The sequence below is a fragment of the Bartonella taylorii 8TBB genome (assembly GCF_902825155.1).
In the GTDB taxonomy this organism is placed as follows: domain Bacteria; phylum Pseudomonadota; class Alphaproteobacteria; order Rhizobiales; family Rhizobiaceae; genus Bartonella; species Bartonella taylorii_A.
The window spans coordinates 1-444 of sequence record NZ_CADEAG010000129.1 but is presented as its reverse complement, the minus strand read 5'-3'; the positions used below and the strand labels follow the sequence as shown (position 1 = coordinate 444).

The 444-nt window shown below is 30.4% G+C and carries 1 protein-coding gene; it reads right to left on the bottom strand.

Annotation, left to right across the window (positions count from 1 at the left end; translation table 11 throughout):
- Positions 1-444 (bottom strand): CDP-alcohol phosphatidyltransferase family protein (locus J7R13_RS08975; RefSeq protein ID WP_484791363.1); only part of this gene is annotated, 444 nt, incomplete at both ends.

The following is a 444-nucleotide window of genomic DNA, read 5'->3' as shown; positions in this document are numbered from 1 at the left end:
AGGAAATAGTTGCATGATAGCACCAATACAATACATATAAATTCCTGTGATTGTAATTCCTATCTTAACCCAAGTTGGAGAATCTAGTTGATAAAAAAATGCGATAACACCAAAGGAACACCATAAAAGAAAAATTGAAAAATTAAGCTTACGCAAACGGATAACTCTTACTGGATGAATGAAATAAATTGGTAAAAAAGATATAATTGCCGACAAAGCAATAATGGTAAAAGTGATCCACTCTCCTGGTCTTACTACAAAAAACATAAAAACCATCATATTCCAAACTACAGGAAATCCTTTAAAAAAATTTTCTTTAGTTTTCATTCCAGTATCTGCATAATAAATAGCTGATGAAATGACAATGATAGCACTTAATAAAAATGACAATCCTGAACTCATTAAACCACTTTGATAAAGTGCAAAAGCTGGGATTAAGACATA